Consider the following 21,015-nt stretch of genomic DNA (forward strand, 5'->3'; position numbering starts at 1 on the left):
AAAGCGTTGCTCTGCTCGCACCCTTGCTCCTCTCTTTACGACTCTGATGACCCCTCGAACTGCCGGTAGCATTCATGGGCGACCTTCTGCAAAAGGTCGCGTGACACCTCGCCGGTGACGGCGTAGCCGATCCCGCTGTCGATCCAGTAGAAGGTTTCGACGCCGCTTTGGCTGGCAATGCGGAAGCTCGTTTCGCGGTTCTCGGTGTCGCGGCCGAGAAGGACGGTCAGCCGCTGGCCGGTGCCGTCCTCGTACATCAGCATGGCGCCTGCCTTGCCGTTGACCGGAACGAGCCGCCCGCCGACGAGCGAGAAGCCGAGTGTGGAGAGATCGGGAATCCTCAGCGCATAGTCGAGCCGCTTGCCGAGCCAGTTGGCGAGATGCCCCTGCTCGTCGGCGCCCACCTCGACCGGGTGGCGCACCTCGCTTGCATAGATGAGGAACGCCGACTGTGCCTGCCGGGGCAGTGTTTCGCGCTCTTCAGCGATCTGAAGCGGCCTGTCGGGTGCCACGATCGCGGGTGTATAGAGGCCGGTGAGCGCGCCCGCAGCAAAAATCAGCAGACCGGCGGCGGCGCGTCTAACAATGCCACTCGATATCGCCCCGACCTTGGGCGCTGCCCGGCGCGTGGCGACGAGCACCCGATCGCTGTCGTCACTGCGGGCGTAGCTGGCGAAGTGCGATTTCAGCGCCGCGGCCTGCGCCTGCCATTGCCGCACTTCCTCTGCGCGCGCCGGGTGCCTTTCGAGCCAAGCCTCGATGCGCTCCCGCTCCGGCTGGCTCAACTGGCCATCGACATAGGCGTGCAGCTCGTCTTCGGAGACAGTGTTGAAGTCGTCGGTCATTTCGGTCTCCGCAGGGCAACCACGTTGTCGTCCTTCATCGCTTCGGCGAGCTGGCGGCGGGCACGCGACAGGCGCGACATGACCGTGCCGATCGGGATCGCCATCATCTCCGCCACGTCCTGGTAGCGGTACCCCTCGATCACCACCAGCATCAGCACCGAGCGGTTTTCAGCCGAAAGCCTGTCGAGCGCGCGTTCGAGGCGCAGCTTCTCCAGCGGGTCGGCGTTGTCTTCGGTGGCGGCGAGACCGAGGTCCTCATCGAGCTCCACCTCCGGATGCTGCGCCCTGTGCCTGTGCCGGTTGCGGTAGAGATTGGTCATGATCGTGAAGGCCCAGGCGCGCAGGTTCACCCCGCGCCACTGCGCGCGGCGCGCCAGAACCTTCTCGACGCAATCCTGCAGCAGATCCTCGCCGTCCGGATCGGAACGGGTGAGGCTGCGCGAATAGCGCCGCAGCGCAGGCATCAGGGCGAGGACTCCCTCCTCGAATGCATCGGGGGCGGTGGGGTCCGTCCCCGCGCCCCCCTCCTGACCGTCACGGCCGTGCGACATCCCATTCGCCCTTCACACCGTCGCCGGTGACATCACCCATCTTCTTGTCCTTGATGAAGAAATAGAGCGGCATGCCATCCTTCGCCCACTGCTTGCCGCCATCCTTGCGGTCGACGATGGTGTAGCCGCCTTCGGCCATGGCTTTTCCTTCGACCAGGAAGGGCGGCCAGTTCTTCGCACATTTGTCGTAGCAGCTGGAAACACCACCGTGGTCGTCCTTATAGGTGTAAAGCGTCATGCCGTTCGCTGCGGCCAGCACATTGCCCTTTTTCGATTCAACCGTCTTGACCGGCGGTGCGGCGAGGGCGGAAGTGCTTGCGACAAGGCAAATGGCGATGACTAATGGAAACGTTCTCATGGGGGCCTTCCTTCCTCAATAGGTTTCTCTCGCGGGGCAAGGATTCCCTCGTCCCGTCCTCGCTGAAGCGGAACCGCGTTCTGGCAGGTTCACAGATAAGACACGGAGGACGCAGGATTTATTCCCTATGCGCTCGTGATGGTTGAGGCGGCTGCGGGAAGGAACCGTTCGCGGCGCACAGGAGCGCGATACCGTCTGCTCAGGCGCGGTCGGCGACGAAGCGGGCGAGAGCCGGGCCGAGCAGGGTGATGATCAGCACCCGTACCGTCTGTAGTGCCATGACGAAGGACAAATCGACATTGCTCGACGAGGCGATGACAGCGATCGAATCGAGGCCGCCGGGGCTGGTGGCGAGATAGGCCGTCAGCGGATCGATGCCCGCGGCGAAGATCAGGAGAACCGCAAGCAATCCGGAAAAGGACATCAATGCCAGGATGGAGATGACCGTCGGCACCAGTGCCCGGCGCGCATGGGCCAGAATCGCACGCGTGAAACCGAGGCCGATGTTCCAGCCGAGCATGACGGAGCAGAGCGCGATCAGCCATTGCGGCAGTTCCGTCGTCAGCGCGCCGGTGATGTTGAGAACAGAGCCGATGGCGAAAGGCACGAGGAAGACGCCGCCCGGAACACGCAGGACCTTGCCAAGGAAGCCGCCGGCAAGGCCGACGGCAAGCGTTGCCAGGAAGGGGAGGCCGGCGATCGGCGCAAACCAGTCGGTCGTGGCGCTGACCTCGGCGCCGGTGACCCACAGATGGGCGACCAGCGTGGCGGCGCTGGCGACGAAGACGACGCGCAAGTACTGCATGAAGGCAACCAGCCTCGCATCGGCACCATAGGCATCCGCCATCAACAGCATGGTCGAAGCCGCACCGGCCGAGGAGCCCCATATCGCGGTCGTGCCGGGCAGGATGCGCATCCGCGTCATGATCCAGCCGCAAAGCGTGCTGACGCCAATGACGGCGAGAACGACGGCGAGGAAGAGGAGCCAGTTACCGGAAAAGGCGACCAACAGCGCGGGCGTCATCGAACCGGCGATCATCATCGCCAGGATGAACTGGACGCAGAAGTAGAGCTGACGCGGCAGGCGGATCGTGCCGCCGTTCATGCCGACGAGCGCGCCGGCGAGCATCGGGCCTATCAGCAGTCCGGCCGGAAGGCCGATCGTCTCAAGTATCGCCGTAAAGACGGCCGAAAAAGGTGCGAGCACGCACCACTGCAACGCCGGCGGCAATCGACCGATCCCTGCGTTTTCCGGCGGGGAGGGCGTTGCGGGGTGTTCCGGTCTCAAAGGCCTTCTCCGGTGTTCGCTGGCGTGTGCGGCGGGCGAACGATATGGCGGCGCAGGGTTCGGAACGGTTGGTAGCGCATAAGCGGAAAATCGGAAATCGATTTTGGGAAAAAGCGCCTGCGCGATTTCATGGTGCCACTGCTTCTAGCCGCGTTGAATGCCGCGCAGGGTAGAAGCATTTGCGACCGGTTCAAGGTGCACCGCAAAAAAGTGCCACAGCCGGATGGGTCCTTTTTAGAAGCTGCCTCGTCGAGGGCCGTGATTGCGAAATCCGCACTTGCGCACCGCCCCCGAATCCTGACACTGCGGGCCATGCAGTTCGCTCCGCAACAGGATGAGGCCTTGCAGGCCGTTTCGCGCTGGCTGAAGGAAGGGCGCTCACCGCTCTTCCGGCTGTTCGGCTATGCCGGAACCGGAAAGACCACGCTTGCCCGCCATTTCGCCGAGCACGTGGACGGCGAGGTGCTGTTTGCCGCCTTCACCGGCAAGGCAGCGCAGGTGCTGCGTTCCAAGGGCGCGAGCAATGCCAAGACCATCCACTCGCTGATCTACCGGCCGCGCGGAGAGGAGGAGGTGGAGGACGAGGAAACCGGCAAGACCTCGATCGCGCCGATGTTCTCTATCAACCGGCAGAGCCCGGTCGCGAAAGCCGCGCTGATCATCGTCGACGAGTGTTCGATGGTCGACGAGGCGCTCGGCAAGGACCTGATGAGCTTCGGCACGCCGATCCTCGTTCTTGGCGACCCGGGACAGTTGCCGCCAGTTTCGGGCGGCGGTTACTTCACCAATCAGGAACCGGATTACCTGCTGACGGATATCCACCGCCAAGCGCGCGACAATCCGATCATCCAGCTGGCCATGCAGGTGCGCGAGGGCAGCGAGATCATGCATGGCGACTACGGCACGGCGCAGGTGATCGGGCGAGGGCAGGTGACGCAGGAACTGGTGCTGGAGGCCGACCAGGTGCTCGTCGGCACCAACAGGACGCGGCGGCGCTACAACCAGCGGCTTCGCGAGCTGAAAGGCTTCACCAGCGAATATCCGCAATCCGGCGACAAGCTGGTTTGCCTTCGGAACGACCCGGCCAAGGGGCTGCTCAACGGCTCGCTCTGGCAGGTGATGAGCTCCTCGAAAGAAACGGTGAAGCCGGGCATCAACCTGATGATCCGCCCGGAAGACGACGACATGGATCGCGGCGCGGCGAAGATCAAGCTCTTGAAGGCCGCCTTCGAGGATGTCGAAGGCGAGATCCCTTGGTCCACCCGCAAGCGCTACGACGAGTTTGACTACGGATACGCGCTGACGGTGCACAAGGCGCAGGGCTCGCAGTGGAACAATGTCGTGCTCTTCGACGAGAGCTTTGCCTTTCGCGACACACGCGAACGCTGGCTTTACACGGCGATCACCCGCGCGGCGGAGCGGCTGACGATCGTCCGGTGAGGCAGGAATGCCGGCCAAGCCGGCGGATAATCCATGCACTGATCGCGGTGTTGGGGATGACCTGTCCGCATCCGATTGGCGCCGCAGGCAGATTGACATTCCACCGCCATCGATCAGTATTTGCTAATACGAGAGAATCTGGCAGACAGCATCTTGTGCGTTTTTGGGCGGGTGCGGCGTTGTTGTTCATGATAGCCTCCGCGGGAATCTGATCATGGACGAGATCATGCGGTAGCGCGACCGGCTAGTCGCGGGACGGCAGGGGGCGGGAGTGGTGCATGCTTCGCGAGAGTCGGACCAACACACCACGACGATTGACCAAGCGCGCACGGGGCGGTTCATCCACGCATGACAGCGAGCGGCGCATCGTAACCGCGCTCTGCTACGACCTCGTGGGCTCGACCGATCTCTTCCAGCGCATGGACATCGAAGACTATCAGGAACTGATGAGCGCCTTTGCGGCTGCGGCGAGACAATCGATCGCCTCCCATTCCGGCATCATCCAGCACGAGGCGGGCGACGGCGGTGTGGCGCTGTTTCCGATCGAGCTCGACGCGAAGGATGCGGCCTCGCTCGCCATCCGCGCCGGCTTGGACATCATCGAAGGCTGCCGGCGCGTCGGCCACGAGGTGAAGCGTGACGATTTGCACGTTCGCGTCGGCGTCGCGACGTCGATCGCGCTCGTCAACGAAGCAAAGATGGAGAATTGGACGCAGGAAGCTGTCACCGGCGCGGCGCTCGCCATGGCAACCCGGCTCGAATCCATCGCTGAGCCGGACAGCGTCCTGGTCTCCGAGGGCACGCGCAATCTCGCGGGGCGGTCGCATGCCTTCGTGTTCCAGGGCAGCAAGACGCTCAAGGGATTTTCCGAGCCCGAGAAGGTGTGGCGCGCGCTCGGGCACAAGATCGAGGTCAATCGCTTTTACGCATATGGAAGGCTCGGTGGTCCTTTCATCGGGCGCGAAAGCGAGATGGCTGCGATCGCCGCGGCCTGGGAGGGCGTGCTTGGCGGTGAGGGCGAGGTGCTGCTTATCGTGGGAGAGGCTGGTATCGGCAAGTCCCGGCTGTTGCGGGAGGTCCGCCGGAACACGCGCGACCGGCGATCAAAGCTGTTTTTCTTCCAGTGCCTTCCCGGCGGTTTCCGATCGACGCTACATCCGCTGCGCAACAGTATTCCGGGAGACATCTCGGAAGCCGACGGGCAACTGACGGCGGCCGCGGTGACGGACCTCTTTGAACGCAACGGCATTTACGATGAGGAAGCAACGGACGTCTTCGCCTACCTGCTCGGAGCGCAGGGGCGAAACGAGTTTTTGTCAGGCAGCGATCCGAAGGCGGTCCGCGAAAAGGCGCATCGCGCCGTGTTCCGCACGCTGAAGGCCGCCTGCCAGAACGGACCGATCGTCGTCGTGGTCGAGGACGTGCATTGGATCGACCCCACCTCGCAGGATCTGCTGGCGGAAGCCGCACAGGTCTTGCGCGAACTTCCGATCCTGCTCGTTGTCACCTCGCGCCCGCGATCGCAGGCGACGGGACACCAACCGTCCGGGAGCCCGGTGCACTGGCTCGATGCCGCAAATCCGACGCGTATTACCCTCCAAGCACTCGATCGCGACGAGACGCGGCTGGCGATCAGGGCGAGATGGCCGGAGCACAGGCTCGCCATGCTTCCCGAACTTTTCGATGTGACGGAAAGAATATCGGGCGGCGTTCCGCTTTTCATCGAAGAGATTTGCCAGTGGGCGTCGCAGAACGTGGGCGCCGACACGATGAACCTCTCGGAAAGCGTCAAGCCCAGCCACGTCTCGGCCTTCGAGAGCATCCTTGACGCTCGCCTCCAGCACTTAGGTCCCGCCCGGGATGTGGCGCGGGCCGGTGCGATTGCGGGCCCCCAGTTCACGCTGCCGGTGCTGCACGCGTTGTTACCCGATTTCAGCAAGAAGTCGCTGGCAAGTGCCGCCGATACCCTCTGCGAAACTGGATTCCTGATTCGCATCAGGGCGCCGGGGCGCACCGCCTACGGCTTCCGGCACGTACTGATCCAGGAGACGATCTACAACGCGCTGTTGCGCAAGCAGCGACAGACATTGCATCGCCGCCTTTTTGGCGCCATCAGCCAGGACCGCCAGCTCGCAGCCTGGATCGATACCGGCGAGCTCGCCGAGCATGCGGAACGGGCGGGGCTTCTCGAAAGCGCGATCGAGCTGTTCATTGCGGCGGGAAAGGAGAGCTCGAGCCGCTCGGCGATGGTCGAGGCACGCCAATATCTCGAACACGCGCTGACGCTCGCGGAGCGGATGGGCGATGGGCACGCGGTCGAGCTGCTGCAGCTTTCGGCGCTGGTCGCCCTGGGACCGATCCTCATCGGAATGGTGGGAATGAGTTCGCAGCCGGCGCGTCAGCTCTATGAAAAAGGCGTGGCGATCGCGCGCCGGCAACCGATGGAGGACCAGCCGAAATGGTTCCCGATCTATTGGGGCTGGTGGCTGACGGGCGCGGATTTTCCCGCCATGCACGATCGCGCGCTGCAGGTGCAGGCAATGCTGGCCGGAGTGGAGGATCCGGAGGTCAGGCTACAGGTCAACCATTGCATCTGGGCCATCGATTTCAATCTCGGCCGTCATCGCGAGACCCAGGCGGCGATCGAAGCGGGGCTGGCGCTCTATGACGAGCAATCGGCCAAGACGAGCCGCACGCTTTATGGCGGGCATGACGCCAAGGTTTGCGGCCTCGGACAACTGGCGCTTTCGTTGTGGCTGACGGGCCAGCCAAAGGCATCGGACGCGGCGCTTTCAAAAATGATCGCCTTTGTTGAAAGGATTGCGCATGCGCCGAGCACAGCGCATTCGCTGGACACGGAAGCGGTGTCCGCCTTCTACCGCAACGACTTTCAGCGGCTTACGGACGTTGCCGGAAGGATGGCCGAATTTGCGAGCCAGCACGAGATGCAGTCGCTTTCCGGCCTGTCGCTTCTTTTCGGCGGCTGGGCCGAGGCTCATCTCGAAAATCTAGCGGGTGGCCACGAGACGTTTCAAAGCGGCCTTTCGCTTTTGAAGCAACTCGGCACGGTCATAGACCTTCCGATTTACCTCTATATGCACGCCATGATGCTGGGATTGGCGCAGAAATACGAGGCGGCGATCGATGTCGCCAATGAGGCGATCGAGAAGGCGAAGGAAACCCACCACGCCTATTGGCTCCCCGAACTCCATCGATGCCGTGCGGTTCTCCATGCTCGAGCCAAGGCACCTCACGATATCGTCGCCGCGGATTTGCGCGCCGCTATCGAAATTGCCGAGGATCAGGGCGCCGAGGCGCTTGCGGAGCGGGCCAGGCAATCGGTCCGGGAGCTTGGCATTGTCATCGAGCGTTGAACCCGAAGACTTGCCGCTGAAGGAACGATCGCGCTCGGGTGGTGCCCTTTCCGGATTTCGGGATGCGATTCTTTCCGGCCTGCGAAGTCCTTTCGCAACGCAGACAGGGCCGGGAGAGGCCGAACACTGCCTTCGGAGGGTTCTGCCGCTCTGTCGCCGAGCGCGGATAACGCGGGTCGCGGACCTGACCGGGCTCGACCGGATCGGCCTCCCGGTCGTCCAGGTGGTTCGGCCGGCAGCGCTCTCGGAAGTGACGTCTCTCGGGCGCGGCCTCGCCATGTCGGAGGCGGCGTTGGGTGCGATCATGGAATCGCTTGAGCGGTTCTTCGCCGAGTCCGTTCCAGCCGAGCGCGTTTTCCTCGCCTCTGCCGACGACATCGGACTGGCGGAAGGGCTGTTTGAACAGCTTCTGGCACCCGGGGTCGGCTCGAACTGGCGGACCAGGGAGATCCATTGGATCACCGGGATCGACATCGCCACCGGGGCCGCTGAGCCTGTTCCCCTTGAACTTGTACATACCCGCTATACCGAGCCGCCGCCCGCCCGAGACGGCCTGTTCATCCGTACGACGACCGGTCTTGCCTGCCATACGTCGGCCTATGGCGCATTCCTGCACGGGCTGTTCGAATGCATCGAGCGCGACGCCATGGCGCGTGCCTTCGCCACGCATGGCTTCTTCGATCGCATGCGGATCGCCCCCTCGGGGTTGGGGGACCGTGTCGACCGCATAGGATCTGTTGCTGGGGAGTGCGGGGTATCGTTCGGCTTGTGGCTGGCGCCCTCGCCAACCGGTGTTCCAGTCGTCTGGTGCCAGGCGATCGAAACGGGGCCCGGCGAACCAATCCTGGCACTCCCGACCGAGGGCTATGCGGCGGGTCCAAGCGTCGCTGCAGCCGCGGCGAGCGCGATGCTGGAGGCGCTCTCGGCGCGCGCCGGCGCGATATCGGGCGCTCGCGACGACCAGACCCGAGGCCACTATCGAAGAAGCATGGACGCGGTCGTTTCCCAGGCGCGCCAACTCATTGTCGAGCGAGCGTCCACGGCGCGATATGTTTCGGGCGAAGTACCGATCGTCGACGATCTTGCTGCGCTCATCGAGAAAACAATGGCGGCACGAGTTGGACCTATACTGGCAGTGCCGGTGGGTTCCGACTGCGAAACGGGCGTGCACTGCGTGAGGGTCATCCTGCCGGGAGCGACGCCCTTTTCCATTCTGCGATGAGGATGACAATGAGCGATACGAGCGATCAGGGCCCGATCCTGGTGTTTCTCGGACCGACACTGAGGCTCGCGGAAGCGGAGGCAGTGCTCGACGCCATCTATCTGCAGCCTGTCGCCCAGGGCGACATTCTGCTTGCCGCCCATGCATTTCACCCGCGCGCGATGGTTCTGATCGACGGACAATTCGAAGACCGGCCGGCCGTGCGGCACAAGGAAATCCTATGGGCAATGGCGCAAGGAATCACAGTGATCGGCGCCGCCAGTATGGGAGCGCTTAGGGCGGCGGAACTCAGCAACTTCGGCATGGTCGGCGTCGGCCTCATCTATCGGTGGTATCGGCGCTGGCGGCTTGCGCCGGACGATGCGGTTGCCGTTCATTCGGGCCCTGCCGAACTGGGCTTTCCACCACTGACGGACTCGCTCGTTGATATTCAGCGAACATTGTCGAGCCTGATGCGCCGTGGCCTTATCGGAGCCGAGGAGCGTCGTCTGCTCACAACGATCGCGCGAGAGATGAACTTTCGGGAACGCTCGTTCGATGCAGTCTTGCGGACCGGCGGGTGGCGGGACGACGAGGCCAAGAGGCTGAGAAATGATATCGTAAGGCAGAAGAAGCGCGACGCGCTTCTTGCTCTGCAATGCGCTTCAGATCTTGCAATGCAACGTGAAAGCGTGCGCGCGCCTGATTCCTGGGTCGCGACGAATACCTTCATGCGGGACCTCGAGGCGGGCGGCATTGACTCAAATTTAGTGAACACTTATAAATTGAATCTCTAATTGCCAGATTTTCCATCGGGGGGCGATTGTGCAATGCGTCTGCCTGGGGACGATGCCCTCGGATCGGCAAACGCGCGTCTTGGCACGCGCTTCTGGATATATCCCCAGCCCCCGTTCATCCCCGGATATGAGCAACCGGATCGTGTGTGGCTGTCGATACCGCGGGACGAAATCGGCGAGGGGCCGAGCGATTTGACCGTCTACGTGGTCGATCCGCTCGTTGACAAGCAGCCTTACGGTTTCAATCAATTCCCGCCCTTCGATGGAGCGAAGCGTCTGCCGGCAATGCCTGGCCCGGATCGCCACTTCGACAATCTGTCACCCAACTCAAGGGCGTTTCTCAGCGTACATGCCTATGCCTGCGTGCGTTTCGTCCTTGACATTTGGCAGAGCTATCTGGGTCACCCGATCCGGTGGTTTTTTGCGCAGACCTTTCCGAGACTTGAGATCATCGCCTTTGTAAACTGGGACAACGCCCACGCGGGCTACGGTTTCCTGGAACTGGGGTGTTCCGACGTCGAGGGTATAAGGCGGCCGTACGCGTTGAATTTCGACACGATCGCGCATGAAATCGGTCACATTATCCTCCTTTCCGAGACGGGGATCCCGACGGCCCCTCTGCGTGACAGCGACTTCTTTGCATTTTCCGAAGCCTTTTCGGACGTGGTGTCACTGATCTCGTTTCTGCAGTTCGACTCCGCCATCGACCGGCTGCTGCGCCGAACGAGAGGCAATCTGCTGCTTTACAACGAGCTCAATCGGTTTGCGGAAACGAGTCCCGAGACCCAGATCCGTCTTGCCACCAATTTTCGCCGCATGTCCGAGACGACGCGCGAAGTGCACGACCGGGCGCTCCCTTTCATCGGCGCCATCTTCGACACCATCGTCGAGCTTTATCATCGGGAACTGGTTGAGCGCGACTGCGCCGACACGCGGCTTCTGGATTTCGATATTCGAGATTTGGAACAGGATGAATTCGACCGTTTCCGCCAGATGACGGCGGCGGCCTTCCAGGTCAAACCGATGTTCTTCAGATTGGCGCTGACCGCTGCCCGCGATGCAGTCGGACAAGCGCTTGCGGGGGCGCTGCCGACACTCGATCCAGACACGTTGCGGCTCGATCAGGCGGCAAATGCTGTCATTTCCGCCGCAAGCGGGGCGACCGCCGAACTGCTGGAAGCCAATTTCGCATGGCGTGAGATCATCAGTCAAAGATAGAGCTGGGAAAGGAGTGGAGCATGAGTGATTGCTGTGGAAATCCAAGTTTGTTCACTGACCCGGGTGAGATAACGGGACGTACGGGTCCCTACAATCCCGGAGAAATAAGGCTCTACGGAAGGCCCGGTAATATCGTTAGAAAGCCAAAAGATTCAGTCGAAGCGCATGCTTATTATAAGGAAAAAATCGGAGAACTTTTGGGAAAAAATCCAAAAATTTCACCCGATAATTACGGTGATTTTATCGAAGTGATGGAAGTTGTTATTGAAGATTTGCTTAACAAAACAGTAATTTCTGCAGACAACGTTATTGTTGGGGTAATAGCATCTAAATATTTCCATTATTTATCCGTTTCCACTGGGGTGAGCGAGGGCTTTGAAAGCGTTGGAGTAATTTATGGCTATGCCTATGAAGGGCATTGCTACAAACTCCCCAAGCCGCAAATCATGATTCTACCTGTCTCCCCGCACAAAATCGTCGCGGCGAAATGTGAATGCGAACGCGAAACCGAAGACGAGCGTGGGAGTGAGCGCAAACATGATTGCAACTGCGGATGGGAGTGTGGATACAGCGCCAAGCTTGGCTATGTCGTTTGGTCAGTCGACAAACTGGAGCAGGCGGTGGCTCTCGACGTTCGCTCAGATGACCTGAAAACGTTGATCCTGGACGAGAACATGCCGGGGAACCGCTCGCCACTGGCCTATGCGCAGGCGATGTCGCTGGCGCCGCAGCGCCAACGCGATTGATGTCTTGGCAGGTCGCTCGACGCGGCGGCCAACACCCGTCGGGCGCATCGTCTTTACGAGCAACGTCGATATCGATGCGGCATCGACGTTCTATCTCACGCCAGCCAACCGGGATGCCGCCAGGCGTCGCCGGAATCTCGTCGTTCTTCAAAAACGCGCGCGCAAAGCGTTACGCGACCTTCTCGCCGGAAAAGAAACGAGGTGCGCCAACGGTGGTCCGCGCGAGCGAAGTGTCCGCCAGTTGGAAGTGCGCGATCAGTTCGCGCAGCCGGGCCGCCGCGTCGGCGAGCGCTGCGCCCGCCGCGGTCGCTTCCTCGACCATTGTTGCGTTCCTTTGGGTAACCTGGTCCATTTGGGTGACCGCGGAATTGACGCCGGCGAGGTCCGATGATTGTTCGCGCGCCGAGAGCGCGACTGCGTCCATGTGTTCGTTGACGGTCACGATATAGTTCTCGATCGCACGCAGCGTTGCGCCGGTCTCGCTGACAAGCTTCACTCCGTTCTGGATCTCGGCACTCGAATTGCGGATGAGTTCCTTGATCTCCTTGGCTGCCTGCGCCGAGCGTTGCGCCAGTTCGCGTACTTCCTGCGCGACGACGGCAAATCCCTTGCCCGCTTCGCCCGCCCGCGCGGCCTCCACGCCGGCATTCAATGCGAGCAGATTGGTCTGGAAGGCGATATCGTCGATGACGCCGATAATGCCGGAGATCTGCGTCGACGACTGTTCGATCCGGCCCATGGCGTCGACGGCTTCGGAGACGATTCTGCCGGACTGCAGGGCGCTGCTATTGGCCTGAGCCGCGACGAGGCGGGCTTCCTCCGCCCGTTTGGATGCGTGGGTGACATTGGCGGTGATCTGATCAAGAGCGGCTGCGGTCTCTTCCAGAAACGCCGCCTGCCGTTCGGTGCGTGTCGAAAGCTCGCTTGAGCTCCGGCTGATATCGTGCGAGTTGCCGTCGATAGCGGCTGCCGCGTGTGCCACGCCTTTCAAGGTTTCGCTGAGCTGCGAGACCGCTCCGTTCAGGTCGTGGCGAAGCGCCTCGAAATCCGGGGCGAAGGGTTCGGTGAGCTGAAAGGCGAGATCGCCCGCTGCCAGCCGGCGCAGGCCGGTGGCAAGCCCTGCCGTTGCCTCTTGCAGGCGCATCTGAGCGGTCTCGTCCGCTTCCGCCGTCAAACGCACGCGCTCGGCTTCGGCCGCGAGGTCGGCAGCCCTTGCCTGCTCGGCCAGCGCTGCGTTCTGGCGATGAGCCTCCTCTGCTTCGTGCGTCGCCTTTTCCGCCGAGACCAATGCGGAGACCAGCGAAAAGACCATCGCGATGAGAACCGCGCTTTCCAGCGTCAGGATGACTGCATGGAGCAGCACGCGCGAAAAATCGGAACTTTGCGGGAAAACCGCGAAGGGCGAGACGAAATAGAGAAGCAGATGATGAACGCTGACCAGCACCGCATAGCCGACGATTGCGCGCCAATCGATCCAGGCGGCGCAGATCGCAAGGCTGGCGAAGAAATACATGTGCATGTCGATCTGCAGCGGCGAGCCGGAGAAGGCGAAGACGAGCAGGGCAACGGTGGCGGCGTGAGCCATTGCCGTCACGATCCGGGTTGTCGGCCCCGTCCTGTCGCGGATCCAGCCGACGGTTGCCGATACCACGATGACTACCGCGGCGCCGACGGCGAAGCGGTCGAAGCCGTCCGCGCGCATGACAGTCGTAATAGTGATCAGTGCGACGTTGATCCAAAGGAGCGCGATGATCCCCGGCGACACCTTTTGGCGAATTTCTTCGAGAGCGCTCATTTTAAACTTTCCTGCGAGCAAGCGGCGGAGAGGCTTGCGTTGAGAACGAGCAGTGCGCCGGCGCGAAGCAACCTCGCCGGGAAATCTTCGGAGTTGGCATGCGCCAGCGAAATCCACGGCAGCCCCCCGCTGCCGACGAAGGAACCGCCGGCGGCAGCAATAAGCGATATGGCCTTTTGCGGCGGGTCGTTCGGATGCGTGACCACAAGCACGAAGGGGCCGCGGGGCATTGCCCAAGCGGACAGGGCAAGAAGAACGAAGAGCAGAAAATGGAGGCAAAGCGCTGTTTTGTTGACCGGACGTTCCCCGCGCCGTCCGTGATCATCCTGGGGGATCGCCATGGTGGTATTTTCCCGTGCTCCTCTACCGCACGTTTTCCTTAAAACCTACTCGATTTAAGGATAAAACATGCAGCAATTCAAAGTGCTACAGTGCCTTGCTCGTCTGATAAGACGCGCGGCGCTGTAGAGGTCTGTTCCGCAACGAAGCGTTTCCCTGTCCGCAAGTTGCGCGTCCAGAATTTGCCAAAATGATTGATTTAGCGTTAAGCGGCTAAAGGTGAGAGCAAGTTGTTTCTCGCGTTGCGCCGGTCATCTTAGCGGATGATTCTTCCGCGTCAGGTTCGCTCTACATGGATAAAGCTGTGGCGATCGCACGAAGACGGGGCGTTGCGTTCAAAGGGGACAGTAACGCACTCTTGATCCAGAGGCGGGGTACATGAAGCTGGGCTTCTCTTCTTGCCCGTTCCCTTGAACGTGCAAGGCGCATAACAATCACAGGCGGCCGCGCGCCTACTGAAGATGGCCGTCGCCGCTGCGGTCGGCGGCCTTGAAATCGGCCATGACCCTGTTCAGGAACTCGCTCTGGGTGAGCCTGCCGTCGCGGTTGGCGTCAGTGGCGGCAAATTGTTGCGCGTTCAGAAGCTGGCCCACTTCTTCTTTGCGCAGGCTGCCGTCCTTGTTCTTGTCCAGGCTCGCGAAAGCGGAGGTCATGAAGGACTCGTACTCGGACTGGTCGACCGCGCCATTCCTGTTGCGGTCGAGCCGATCCATCTGGCCCTGGTTCATGGCCGCCGGCCGATCCTGCGCCGCGGCCGCAATGGCCTGTGAAAGTGCGAATGCGGCCAGCAGCACTATCCTTTTCATGATCCCGGCCCCTCGCATCAATAGCAGGTCAAGGCATTGCCGCCTGCCGCGCCCAGCGTGGCGCCGGAGCCAACAGCCCAGAGTTGGCCGGTTCCCGCGCCAATGGTCGAGCCGACCAGGCCGCCGACAACCGCTCCGCCGACTGTACCGGCGATGCAGCCGAACTCGCCAGCGCGGGTGCTGGAGGTCGTCATGGACTGGCAACCGGACAAAGCGAAGCCGCCTGCGAGAAGGATCATTACAGTGAGCTTGTTCATCTTTTCCTCCAAGTATATCCGCGCGCATGCAATAAAGATCGGCGGACGCGCCATTTTCTGGCGCCGGATGGAAATAAGCTTCTGAATATGCATCTCGGCTAGCGAGAAGCTCTTCTGCTCGGTCAGAAGCATATCGCTGGCAAGACATGCGGGTCGTCGTTAAAGACGTGCCTGGCCGTGCCCAAATGTTACTGCCGCACCGGGGCGGTGACAATTGTCAGGGCCTATTCCGCTCGTCAAATATTACGACAGGTTGTATCGGTTTGTGGTCGGCCTGAACGTTTTTTCTTCCCTACTCCGATGCAATGAGGCCGGCGAGAACGGCCTTGGCGACGGCTTGAAAGCGATTGTGTGCGCCGAACTTGCGGATGATCCCGGATTCCAGCGTGAGCGCCGCGGTCAGGTCCATGTCCATCAGCTCGGCTATGCGGGAGGCGGGATAGCCTACGGCCATGAAACCGAGGCAATTGGACTCGATCGGCGACAGGTGGACATTCTCCGCTCCCGTCGGATCGTCTTCGCCCTCCACCGATCTCGCTTCGAGCAACTCGGCGATCTTTTGCATCTGACGGCGCAGGATCGATTGCTGGGCGGCGAGCTCGCGGCGACGGGCCTGCAAGGCGGCGTCGAACAACTCGTCGGCGCGCGCCTGGCTTTCGGCGCGATCAAGTCCCGCCATCAGCTCCTGGATCGCGGCGATCGGCATGTCGATCTCCCGGCAGGCATTGATCACCGCCATGCGACGGACATGATCCTCGCCATAAACGCGCATCGGTCCCATGCGGGCTGCGGTCAGCAGGCCCTTCTCCTCGTAGAAATGCAATGTCCGGTGCGTCACCCCGAAAACCTCCGCCATCTCGGCGATGGCGAGCCGGTCGTCCTGACCATGGTAGGGCACGGGCAGTTGCGGCAGAAAGCCGAAAGTGTCGTCTGCGTGTTTTCTGGAATCCTGCGACATTTCCAATGTCCCCCGTTCCGAGCGTCGCAACCCGCCAGCCCTGTGGCGGAGACCGTTCGTCCAGCCAAGCGTCCGGCCGGTTGTGGACCTCGACACCTGCTGCTCGTGGGACACATCCGTGCGCAAGCACGGCTACTGCTGACCAATGTGCAGGCCTGCGACGAAACCGGTCGCCACAGGTCCGTTAGCTGGAGCCCCGTCACGCATTCGCCCGAACGCGCGGTGCTCCAGTGAGCAACCCGGCATGAAATCCAACGCACGCACTCACGGTAAGTGCGAATCACTCAAATGAACAGTCCTTAATATTGCAGGAAAAACGCAGCTTCGGACTGAGTGCAGTGGGGCACACGGACTCATCCATTGCGCGCGACATGCGTCAATGGCCGATGACCTTGAGTGGGCTGTTGGCGGAAATGATGAAGAGCGGCTCGTCGCCCTTGAGCGGACCGAGCTTCTGCTGGCAGTCCCACGCCTTCTCAAAGCTGTCGCGCGTCAGCAGCCGGCGGTAGCGCGCCGTTGCGGTCATGCATTCCATAAGCGTGCTCTGGATTCTTTCCGCAGCGGCGTGGGCGTAGATCTCGCCGTCGACGGCAAAAAGCAGCGCGGCAAGCGAAGTACTTTCGAAAAAAACGTCCGGCTCGCTCGTCAGCCGTTCCGCGCTGATGAAATCACGCCGCAGCGGGATGCCAACACCATCATGCGAGAGGGTGATGCGGATGCCTGCTGCGGGCGCGTCGTACCAGGCGAGGTCGATCGAGAAAGCCAGAGCCTGATTGCTGGAGGCGGAAGCACCTTTGTCCTTGACCGCGCTCGCCTTGGCGAGCGTCTTGTGGCGAAGCGCCGCCTCGTGGAGTGCATTTGCGAATTGCCTGGTGGCTTTATGTTCCGGGCCGGACACGCTGATGCTGACTGACGGCAGGCCGCGGATGGCCGCCATAGGACCCGCGACGAGCTTCGCCTCCGCATCGATATCCAGCGTCATTTCGGGCGAGGGGAGGGGTGCGAAGAGGAGCAGCGGCAGCACGCTGAGAACCGCCCAGGGAGAAGACAAAGGAGCCGGCTGCCAGGGAGCGCGGCGCCCGGACAACGACCGGCTGGCGACCTTTTCCTGCTTCACCGAAACCTCGCCGGCGTCGCCGACTTGCACGCGGTGATACTCCGGGACATACGTTCCCTTCGGAATGGTGATCTGCCATTTCTCGCTGGCGCCTTCAGTGTCGTAGAAGGCCTTGAGCTGCTTGCGCAACTTGCCGGCGTGGACGCGGACAAGGGGGTCTCCGTCGGCATTGAAGCTCTGGTCGCGGCCGAAGACGTCGACGCCGATCGAATAGCCCTTGAGCTGGGCGCCTTCGCCGATCATTTCCTTTTCGACGACATAGGCGAGGAAGGCGCGCAACCTTTCGGACCGCCGAAAGCTGCGGCTGTCGAGAATCCGGCGCAGCGCCAGCCGGATCGTCTCGTCGCAGGGCCTTTCGGCTGGCGTCATCGATGTAGCTCCACAAGATAAAGGCGGAATGCCGGAACCAAGATTGCCGGGAAGAAACAACTTAAACCTGATTCGGACCTTAAGCCCAAAAATGGCGGTTGTCAGGTTCGATGGCAATTAATCGCACTTTTTCTGAAATACGCGACTCAGGCCTGCGGCCGGGCATCGGCAGGATCGCGCTCTCCCGCCAGGTGTGACGGGAGAGCGCGTGCAGATCGCGAATGCGACGATGGTCGGCGGCGCTTTCACCCGCCGTTGGGATATTCGAGCTTCGGATACCAATCCTTGCCGCGGCCTTCGGGCGTGGTGTCGAGGAGGGTCCACAGCGGGTCAAGGTCCGGCGCGCCGCGCGGGTCCTGGCCGGGATCGGCCATCTTGCCGTTCATTTCGCTGCTCCAGAAATGCCGGATGATGCCGTCGCGGCGGGTGAAGACCGTGTAGCCGGGGACATCCGCATCCTCGGCGCTGACATAGTCGCGGGTAAAGGTGCCGTCTCCGTCGGAATAGACCTTCAAGCGTGTCCAGCCGCGTGCCTTCTTGGCCGCCATCAGCCGTTCGATCGGCGAGCGAGCAAGCAGCGCGAGCGCGACGCGCTGCTCTATATCCGGCACCTTGCGCTCCCATGCTCCCATCAACGAGGTGCACATGGGGCAAGGTTTTTCGCGCTGCGGGCCGAACATGTAGCTGTAGATGATGAGCGTGTCCTTGCCGCCGAAAAGATCGGCAAGCGTGACAGGCCCGTTCTCGCCCTCGAATCGATAGTCCTTGGTAACTTCTCCGCCCGGCGGCAGCTGCCGGCGCAGTTCGGCCACGCGCTCGATATGGCGCCTGAGTTCGATTTCCTCCGCCAGAAGCGCATTGCGGGCCCGTCGATAGTCGTCACTTTCATTGGGAAAGCTGGCATGGTTCCGCGCTGCCAGTTCGTTTGCCGGGATGAATGTGGTCGTCATGATCGCCTCCTCTTGCTTCTATGCGATTTACCTTCATCTTGCCGGATAAACGTTGATATCAACATAATTTCGTGATGTCAAAACGTGGGATGAGGCCATACAAAACGGCGATTCCGGTTTTATAAAATCCGCGGTAGAACAGCGACATCAATGATGTTGCCCGCCTCTGTGAAAGTTTCGACATGCCCGCAAAACTGTCCGTGAATCTGAATGCCGTCGCGATGCTGCGCAACCGGCGCGATCTTCCCTGGCCGTCCGTTACCGGGCTTGGCCGAATTGCCCTTCAGGCAGGGGCGAGCGGGTTGACCGTTCACCCGCGGCCGGATCAGCGCCACATCCGTTTCTCCGACCTCCAGCCTATCCGCAACCTGATCGACGACGAGTTTCCGCAGGCTGAATTCAACATGGAAGGCTTCCCCAACGAGGATTTTCTTCAACTGGTCGAACGGCACGAACCGGAGCAGGTGACGCTGGTGCCGGACGATCCGGCGCAGGCGACCTCGGATCACGGCTGGGATTTTCGCAAGAACCACAACCTGCTTGGGAATGTAGTCGGGCGGCTGAAGAAAAAGGGCTTCCGCGTTTCGCTCTTCGCCGATGGCGATCCGGATCCGGAGGCATTGAAGATCGCCAAGGAAACCGGGGCGGACCGGATCGAGCTTTATACCGGCCCCTATGGCGGCTGCTATGACGAGCCCGAGGAGGCCGAGCGGATCGCTGCAGAACTCGGCCGCACCGCGGAAATCGCGCTTGACCTCGGCCTTGCCGTCAATGCCGGCCACGACCTGACCGTCGCCAACCTGCCGTTGCTGGCAAAACACATCCCGGCGCTCGCCGAGGTTTCGATCGGCCACGGCCTGACGGCGGACGCGCTGGAATATGGCATGGCGGAGACGGTGCGCCGCTTCCGTCGTGCCTGCGGCGAGGCGATCTAGTCTAAAGAATAGTCGTATTCAGGCGAATGCGACGGCGCTTGCTCTGGATGCCGCATCCATGCAATATCCATACATTGTCGAAACGGGATGTTGTCGATGGGCAAGGATCACGCACGTCTTTCCTGGATGCCGGCGCTGAGCAGGGAGGCGGGGCCGCTTTATCTGGCGATCGCGGATGCGTTGGCGACGGATATCGCGGCCGGCGAGCTTAAGGAGGGAACGCGATTGCCCCCGCAGCGGGCGCTTGCGGGCGTGCTCGGCATAGATTTCACCACCGTCAGCCGCGCCTATAACGAGGCGCGGGCGCGGGGACTGGTCGAAGGCCGCGTGGGGCAGGGCACGTATGTCAAGGCGCGGCGAAAGAATGGCGGCCGATCGTCCGGCGGCGGGCTCGTCGACATGAGCATGAACCTGCCGCCTCTCTTCGACGATCCGGGACTCATCGCCCGGATGTGGGGCGGCATCGATGCCCTTGAGGACGAGCGGGGATTGGAGCTCCTGCTGCGCTACCAGGCGGTCGGTGGCGCCCTGTCGGATAAAGCGGCGGGGGCGACCTGGCTGCGGCCGAGGCTCGGCGAGGTGGCGGCGGAGCGTGTGCTCATCTGCCCCGGTACGCAAGGGGCGCTGCTCGCCACGGTCAGCATGCTTGCCGCGCGCGGCGACGTGATCTGCGCCGAGGCACTGACCTATCCGGGACTGCGGTCGCTCGCGGCCCATCTCGGGATAAGCTTTGCTGCTATTGCGGTGGATGAGCAGGGGTTTTTGCCCGAGGCGTTCGAGGCCGCTTGCGTCAAGCACCGGCCGAAGGCGCTCTACTGCAACCCGACGCTTCATAACCCGACGACGGCGACACTGTCGCTCAAGCGCCGGGAGGCGGTCATCGCAATCGCCCGCAGGCACGGCGTTGCGATCATCGAGGACGATGCCTATGGCGCGCTGCCGACTGAACCCGTACCGCCGCTCGCCACGCTTGCTCCTGACCTCGTCTATTACGTGGCCGGGCTGGCCAAGTGCCTCTCACCGGCGCTCCGCATCTCCTATCTCGTCGTTCCGGATGGCGCAAATTCCGTTGGCCTCGAAGGCGCGATCCGCGCGACTGCCGGCATGGCCTCGCCGCTTTCGGCGGCGATCGCCACGCGCTGGATCGAGGATGGAACGGCGGATGCGGTGCTTGCGGCCATTCGCACAGAGGCCGGACGGCGCCAGCGGATCGCGGCGGAAATCCTGCCGGCCGATCGCGTGCTGACCGATCCGGAGGCCTTTCACCTTTGGCTCACGCTGCCCCCCGGCTGGACACGCGGGGAGTTCACCGCCCGCCTGCGTACAGCCGGGATCAGCATCGTCACCAGCGATGCGTTTGCGCTCGCCAATCCGCCCGAGGCGGTGCGGTTGGGGCTGGGGGCAGCGGAGACACGCGCGGAGCTTGAGCGCAGCCTCGCCATCATCGCCGATCTTCTCTTGCAATCGCCGGCTGCGGTAAACTTCGTCGTCTGAGCGCCGAAATCCGGCGCAATTGTCGCAGGCGTTTATGCATACAATAATTTGACAATGTATGCTTTGTATGGCTGATTGTTTCCGAAGCCGGCGAGGGCGCGGATTGTCCGCGGCCACCCGGCATGTCGGCACCGAACGAGCGCATTTGAAATGCGCACCTGCCTGCCGCCGACGCGA

General features: G+C 62.1%; 19 protein-coding genes. 8 read left to right on the forward strand and 11 right to left on the reverse strand.

Going from position 1 to position 21,015, the window contains the following annotated elements; translation table 11 throughout:
• Window positions 1–35 precede the first annotated feature (35 nt).
• The 4 genes from GHK62_RS00835 to GHK62_RS00850 all read right to left on the reverse strand — a co-directional run bounded on the left by GHK62_RS00835 (window position 36) and on the right by GHK62_RS00850 (window position 3,042).
• Window positions 36–845, reverse strand: coding sequence for an anti-sigma factor family protein (locus tag GHK62_RS00835; RefSeq protein WP_153436475.1), 810 nt, complete (start codon window positions 843–845; stop codon window positions 36–38).
• On the reverse strand, window positions 842–1,396 hold the full coding sequence (locus GHK62_RS00840; RefSeq protein WP_153436476.1) for an RNA polymerase sigma factor: 555 nt from the start codon (window positions 1,394–1,396) through the stop codon (window positions 842–844). The genes GHK62_RS00835 and GHK62_RS00840 overlap by 4 nt, the downstream gene beginning before the upstream one ends.
• The gene (locus GHK62_RS00845; RefSeq protein WP_153436477.1) at window positions 1,380–1,754 is read right to left on the reverse strand and encodes a COG4315 family predicted lipoprotein; all 375 of its coding nucleotides are present in this window, start codon (window positions 1,752–1,754) and stop codon (window positions 1,380–1,382) included. Before GHK62_RS00845 ends, GHK62_RS00840 begins: the two co-directional genes overlap by 17 nt.
• A 199-nt stretch (window positions 1,755–1,953) precedes the next feature.
• Entirely contained in the window at window positions 1,954–3,042 is a 1,089-nt protein-coding gene (locus GHK62_RS00850) for an AbrB family transcriptional regulator (RefSeq protein WP_153436478.1), read from the reverse strand.
• 312 nt (window positions 3,043–3,354) lie between these two features.
• On the opposite strand from GHK62_RS00850, the gene GHK62_RS00855 reads away from it, so the two are divergent.
• The 6 genes from GHK62_RS00855 (at window position 3,355) to GHK62_RS00880 (ending at window position 11,818) form a co-directional block, all read left to right on the forward strand.
• On the forward strand, window positions 3,355–4,482 hold the full coding sequence (locus tag GHK62_RS00855; RefSeq protein ID WP_153436479.1) for an ATP-dependent DNA helicase: 1,128 nt from the start codon (window positions 3,355–3,357) through the stop codon (window positions 4,480–4,482).
• A gap of 278 nt (window positions 4,483–4,760) precedes the next feature.
• Window positions 4,761–7,856 (forward strand): ATP-binding protein, encoded by a 3,096-nt coding sequence (locus GHK62_RS00860; protein ID WP_153436480.1) that lies wholly within the window; start codon window positions 4,761–4,763, stop codon window positions 7,854–7,856.
• The gene (locus tag GHK62_RS00865; protein WP_167528116.1) at window positions 7,840–9,078 is read left to right on the forward strand and encodes a YcaO-like family protein; all 1,239 of its coding nucleotides are present in this window, start codon (window positions 7,840–7,842) and stop codon (window positions 9,076–9,078) included. Before GHK62_RS00860 ends, GHK62_RS00865 begins: the two co-directional genes overlap by 17 nt.
• Before the next feature lie 8 nt (window positions 9,079–9,086).
• Window positions 9,087–9,854 (forward strand): TfuA-like protein, encoded by a 768-nt coding sequence (locus GHK62_RS00870; RefSeq protein ID WP_153436482.1) that lies wholly within the window; start codon window positions 9,087–9,089, stop codon window positions 9,852–9,854.
• Window positions 9,855–9,887: 33 nt separating this feature from the next.
• The gene (locus tag GHK62_RS00875; RefSeq protein ID WP_153436483.1) at window positions 9,888–11,072 is read left to right on the forward strand and encodes a gluzincin family metallopeptidase; all 1,185 of its coding nucleotides are present in this window, start codon (window positions 9,888–9,890) and stop codon (window positions 11,070–11,072) included.
• 20 nt (window positions 11,073–11,092) lie between these two features.
• A complete protein-coding gene (locus GHK62_RS00880; RefSeq protein ID WP_153436484.1) occupies window positions 11,093–11,818 on the forward strand; it encodes a hypothetical protein in 726 nt (241 codons plus the stop codon).
• Window positions 11,819–11,987: 169 nt separating this feature from the next.
• On the opposite strand, the gene GHK62_RS00885 is transcribed toward GHK62_RS00880, so the two are convergent.
• The 7 genes from GHK62_RS00885 to GHK62_RS00915 all read right to left on the reverse strand — a co-directional run bounded on the left by GHK62_RS00885 (window position 11,988) and on the right by GHK62_RS00915 (window position 18,409).
• Complete coding sequence (locus GHK62_RS00885; RefSeq protein WP_153436485.1) at window positions 11,988–13,613, reverse strand: methyl-accepting chemotaxis protein; 1,626 nt, start codon at window positions 13,611–13,613, stop codon at window positions 11,988–11,990.
• The gene (locus GHK62_RS00890) at window positions 13,610–13,954 is read right to left on the reverse strand and encodes a hypothetical protein (RefSeq protein ID WP_153436486.1); all 345 of its coding nucleotides are present in this window, start codon (window positions 13,952–13,954) and stop codon (window positions 13,610–13,612) included. The genes GHK62_RS00885 and GHK62_RS00890 overlap by 4 nt, the downstream gene beginning before the upstream one ends.
• Window positions 13,955–14,404: 450 nt before the next feature.
• A complete protein-coding gene (locus GHK62_RS00895; RefSeq protein WP_153436487.1) occupies window positions 14,405–14,758 on the reverse strand; it encodes an EF-hand domain-containing protein in 354 nt (117 codons plus the stop codon).
• A 17-nt stretch (window positions 14,759–14,775) separates the two neighbouring features.
• A complete protein-coding gene (locus GHK62_RS00900) occupies window positions 14,776–15,015 on the reverse strand; it encodes a hypothetical protein (protein ID WP_153436488.1) in 240 nt (79 codons plus the stop codon).
• 292 nt (window positions 15,016–15,307) lie between these two features.
• Window positions 15,308–15,973, reverse strand: a complete 666-nt coding sequence (locus tag GHK62_RS00905; RefSeq protein ID WP_153436489.1) for a MerR family transcriptional regulator — start codon at window positions 15,971–15,973, stop codon at window positions 15,308–15,310.
• Between the two features lie 376 nt (window positions 15,974–16,349).
• Complete coding sequence (locus GHK62_RS00910; protein WP_153436490.1) at window positions 16,350–17,459, reverse strand: hypothetical protein; 1,110 nt, start codon at window positions 17,457–17,459, stop codon at window positions 16,350–16,352.
• 245 nt (window positions 17,460–17,704) lie between these two features.
• Window positions 17,705–18,409 carry a DUF899 family protein gene (locus tag GHK62_RS00915; protein ID WP_153436491.1) on the reverse strand — a complete coding sequence of 235 codons (705 nt, stop codon included), beginning with the start codon at window positions 18,407–18,409 and terminating at the stop codon, window positions 17,705–17,707.
• A 182-nt stretch (window positions 18,410–18,591) separates the two neighbouring features.
• On the opposite strand from GHK62_RS00915, the gene GHK62_RS00920 reads away from it, so the two are divergent.
• Together GHK62_RS00920 and GHK62_RS00925 are read left to right on the forward strand one after the other, a co-directional pair.
• Complete coding sequence (locus tag GHK62_RS00920; RefSeq protein WP_153436492.1) at window positions 18,592–19,344, forward strand: pyridoxine 5'-phosphate synthase; 753 nt, start codon at window positions 18,592–18,594, stop codon at window positions 19,342–19,344.
• A 96-nt stretch (window positions 19,345–19,440) separates the two neighbouring features.
• Complete coding sequence (locus GHK62_RS00925; RefSeq protein WP_153436493.1) at window positions 19,441–20,838, forward strand: aminotransferase-like domain-containing protein; 1,398 nt, start codon at window positions 19,441–19,443, stop codon at window positions 20,836–20,838.
• Window positions 20,839–21,015: the final 177 nt, after the last annotated feature.

The organism is Sinorhizobium terangae, from assembly GCF_009601505.1.
Lineage (GTDB): Bacteria > Pseudomonadota > Alphaproteobacteria > Rhizobiales > Rhizobiaceae > Sinorhizobium > Sinorhizobium terangae.